The organism is Nonomuraea sp. NPDC048916 (assembly GCF_040649575.1).
Classification (GTDB): domain Bacteria; phylum Actinomycetota; class Actinomycetes; order Streptosporangiales; family Streptosporangiaceae; genus Nonomuraea.
Window position 1 is genome coordinate 1 of sequence record NZ_JBEZFS010000093.1, and the last position, 4,263, is coordinate 4,263.

Annotated in this window: 3 protein-coding genes; 2 read left to right on the forward strand and 1 reads right to left on the reverse strand. The window is 60.8% G+C overall.

Going from position 1 to position 4,263, the window contains the following annotated elements; all coding sequences use genetic code 11:
* Window positions 1-150: 150 nt before the first annotated feature.
* On the forward strand, window positions 151-837 hold the full coding sequence (locus tag AB0C16_RS39780) for a group II intron maturase-specific domain-containing protein (protein WP_357691287.1): 687 nt from the start codon (window positions 151-153) through the stop codon (window positions 835-837).
* Window positions 838-1,283: 446 nt separating this feature from the next.
* Here the strand turns inward: AB0C16_RS39780 and AB0C16_RS39785 are convergent, their stop codons facing one another.
* A complete protein-coding gene (locus AB0C16_RS39785) occupies window positions 1,284-3,560 on the reverse strand; it encodes a hypothetical protein (protein WP_357691289.1) in 2,277 nt (758 codons plus the stop codon).
* Window positions 3,561-3,750: 190 nt separating this feature from the next.
* Between AB0C16_RS39785 and AB0C16_RS39790 the strand changes: the two genes are divergently transcribed.
* Complete coding sequence (locus AB0C16_RS39790) at window positions 3,751-3,879, forward strand: hypothetical protein (RefSeq protein WP_357691291.1); 129 nt, start codon at window positions 3,751-3,753, stop codon at window positions 3,877-3,879.
* Window positions 3,880-4,263: the final 384 nt, after the last annotated feature.

Sequence of the window (4,263 nt, forward strand, 5' to 3'; positions counted from 1 at the left end):
CGGGCCCGGTCGACCAGCATGGCGATCAACTGCCCGTCCGACGTGGCCTCGCCGACCGGCTCCTCCACGGACTCGCGCTCGATCGTCGTCTCGCTCACTTGGCGTCTCTCCTTGATCAGCAGATCCGCCGTTCATTAGACACTCCCGTTCATGGCCGAGCACCAGGAGGCGATGGCCACCGTCCGGCAGCGCGACAACCGGCGTCAACGTGGGGTGGCGAACTGGCGGCTGGTCCGCTACGCCGACGATTGGGTCGCCCTGGTCAACGGCACCCGCCACGACGCCGAACGGTTGAGGGAGCAGGCGGCCGCGGTACTGGCCCCGATGGGCTTGCGCCTATCGGAGGCCAAGACCTCGGTCACCCACATCGATGACGGGTTCGTCTTCCTGGGGCACCACATCCAGCGGCGCCGCAAACGAGGAACCCGCAAGTGGACCGTCTACACCTACCCGAGCAAGAAGGCGATCAACACGGCGATCGCCAAGGTGCGGGCGCTGATCCACCCAGGACAGCCTGACCTGAGAACCCTGTTGATCCGCTTGAACGCGGTGATCCGGGGCTGGTGCAACTACTTCCGGCACGGCTCGTCCAAACGGACGTTCAGCTATCTGGGCCACTACGTCTGGCACCGCCTCTACTGGTGGCTGCGCAAGCGGCACGGTGGCATGTCGTGGAAGAAGGTGCGGACCCGGCTGCTCAACAACAGCTGGGAGATCTCCGCACAGGGAATCGTTCTGCTGGACGCGGCATCGCTACCGGTCACGCGGTATCGCTGGCGCGCCTGGAACATCCCGACACCCTGGTCACGGCAGACAGAACCATCTCCAGCGGCATGAACCTGTGGAGAGCCCGGTGCGGTGAGAGTCGCACGCCGGGTTCGGAGGGCGGGCCGGAGAAACGGACCAGCCGCAAGGCTGACACCGCGCTTCGGTCCGACCCCACAGCCTGACCTTCCGCTTTCAGGTGTAGTAATCAGCCTCTAGGCAGACTACGACCAGAGAGTGAGCGGCCTGCTCGGTGTATGGGAGACGGTTCGCGTCTGAAATCGAGCGCGAGGAGAACAGGACTAGGGGGTGCCTGAAAAGTCATGATCAGGATGCGCCAAGGCGGTGCAGGAGCAGCATGCAGGTCGTGGCATAGATGACGCTTTCCGAGGTCGTGATCAGGTGCCCGACTCCGACGTTCTTCGTCTATGTAGTAGCCACCGGAGCCCAGCGACGGATGACACGACCGGGCCACGAGCCTTCGAACTATGGCACGCTATCGGCCTCCAAATCGGTCATTACCAGGGATCAGAAACACAGCCGTCAGCTTCTAAGCCGAACTGGAGCATCTGGCGCCAGTAAGGATCCTCGCCCCTAATTCGAGCTATCTCCTTTAACCCCTCAGCGTCGCCTGCATTAGCGGCCTGCCAGGCGAGGCGCTCTGCGTCTTTTTGGTTGCCAGCGTTGTAGCGGATACCGATTAAAGCTATCAACGCCTCAGTGGAACCGTCCTCGGCGGCTTGGTAGGCGAGGTTCTCAGCCTCTATATGATCTCCGGCGTCTTCTCTCATTTCAGCCAGTATCGATAATGCATGACTGTCGCCAGCGGTGACGTATTCGCGAAAGCGACGTTCAGCTTCGACTTTCCCCCCAAGACGCTGCTGGATATCAGCCAGACTGCGGCGACGAAAAGTTTGGACCCCTCTGGCCGCCCGTTGAGTGAGACGCTCTGCTTCGACATGGTCTCCTGCTTGTTTCCTTATCCGAGCTAAGGCACGCAGAGCGACGTTATTGCCGGTGTCGGCAGCTTGCCGATATAGGCGCTCTGCCTCGAATGTATTACCTGCCTCTTCTTGCATACGAGCGAGGGTTAACAGAGCCTCGCCATGTCCAACCTCTGCGGCCTGACGGATGCGGCTTTCAGCTTTGGCATGGTCACCCATCTTCATGCTCAGCTGAGCCAAGCCCCAAAAACCTGCAGCATTACCCGAATTGGCAACGTCAGAATACAGGTGTTCGGCCCCGGTGTAGTCTCCAGACTCCTCATGTATCAGGGCTAGGGCTAGTAGCGCGTCAGTGCGGTGGGCATTGGCGGCCTGACGATACAACTGTGCCGCATAGCGATTACGCCACCGCTTTTGAGCGGCACGGGCTAAGGCAATGAGATCATCGGTGGTAGCACCGTAGCGGGCGGCAGCCCAGAAACCGTCAGGTGGGCAAAGGAAGGTCCGAGCGCCGCGAGCATGTTGGTCGAGGTAGTCCGCCAAGCGATAGAGGGGCTGGGGAGGAACGGGGGCTCCAGGACGAGGTCGGATTCGAGTGAGCGGTCCGCGAGCGCCGCGGCAGGGTTTGGCAGTATAGGCAAGGCCCTGCTCCAGCCAGTCGTCTCCCGCCTCGCTCCATTGTTGATCGGTGAGGTAGCTCGGAGCAGCGTGTGCAAGAAAGTTGCCAGTAAGAGCGAAGCTGTGGCCCAGACGGCGGGCGTCCATCGCCGCATGGATCAGTGCTTGAGCTATCGCGGGTGCCGTTCGGTAGCGTTCCAGTAGAGCTGGAGTACCGGCAAGATATTGAGTGATATGGCCATCCTCAGCGAACCGAATGGCGTGAAAAAGTCGCGCATCGTTATGGTCTTTGGCTTTGAGGGTATCCATGTCGATGCCAGTGAAAGTCGTAGGGACAGGAATGTCCATGCCTGTCAACAAAGCTCGGGCATGAGGGTGCGGATCGACCGCTCCAGGAGCGGGGCTGGTGGTCAGAGTATTGAAGTATTCCGGCCAGATGGTACCTAGCACGAGTACTGGAGCGCGCTCATGATCGCGTAGTAGCTCTCGGAGTGCGACGGAGACTCTCTCACCAAGCGCGGAGGTTGGGGTAAAAAGGTAGTGTTGGCTTTCGTTGATCCAAATCACCGTGCGTGGGGCAACCAGAGTTAACTCCTTGAGAAAGACCTCGGGGTTAGTAAGGTCAATCGGATGCCACAATCGCCACCCGGCTGGAAAAGCGTGGATAACTTCCCAGCACGCCCGAGTCTTGCCAGTGGAAGACCCACCGACGAGCATCGCTATCGCACTTTGTCCGCCGACAGCCCGCTTCAGGATCTGGTGTAGTTGCTCGTCATGGGCTCGCTTGACATAAGTGGGCAGTACAGGCAGTTCGGCCTCAGCTGCAGGAGAGACAACATCGATAGCTCGATGCACCCCCAAGGTAAATGGATCGATTACCTTCGTCATTGGCCAGCCAGGCGGTTGTGATGCTGCGCTTTCGGGGCTGCGGTTGGATTGGGCAGCCTCGACTAGGTCGCTCCAGAAACGGCGAGAGGGAGTCCTATCACCAGCCCAGTAGCTCCATAGCTGCACTAGGGGCCACACCGCATCGACAGTGCGCGGTACCTGCGCCTTGTCGGGGTTCTGCGGTAGCCAGGTGCTGATCCGCCGGCTATCGAAGACGACCTTGTAAGGCTCTGCCTTCAAGACGCGTTCGATCTCCCGACGCGAATATCCCGTGCCTTGTGCGACCTTGGCACGATGCTCCAAGGCCCGCAGTGCCTCATATAGCGCGCGGGCTTCTCCTCCCATCCCGTCTGCCCCTCTCTACTGCCCGGATCGTGCCCGCCGCCCGCAACGGGCGCTAGCAGATGACCTGTGACGTGCAGTGTAGGACGGATTTTGCCCGCAATGCCCGCACTTTCAGACGGCAGAACTCCGACTCCCACAACCTGAGGCCAATGCCTACCACACGGGTCGTCCCTACCAGGAAGGGTTCTTCATGAAGGACAGGTCAGCGACACTACGGCGTCTGAGCCGCGCCGCCATGTTCGCCGCCATCCGCGGCATAGCCGCAGCAACCGGCTCCGCCATCGTCGCCATAATCATCTGGTGGCTACAAAACAATTGATCAGGAAAACGACACCCGGAAGCGCTTGGATCCTGCGCTACGCACGAGCTTTCATTGAGGGATCTTGTATCCATGACCTGCGCCGCGAAGTCTGAGGGGGTATAGCACCAGAAGCCGCCGCAAAAGTGGCACTCGACCAGCACTGAAGTGAGCGATCGTCACGGCTGTCACCACGATGATGCCGGCGAACAGCTTCTTTGTCTCTCGTACTCTGGCGCCTGGTGATCGCAAGCGTGCGGGCGGTCGGGTAGCCCTGGTGCATTGCTGCACCAGGGCCCCCTCAGAACCGGGCGTGCGAGTCGTCCTCGCACCCGGCTCAAGCAAGCCGCGAGGGCGGTGTGGTAGGCAGAAGTGCTGGTTGGCTGCCTGGGCCGGATGGGAGCC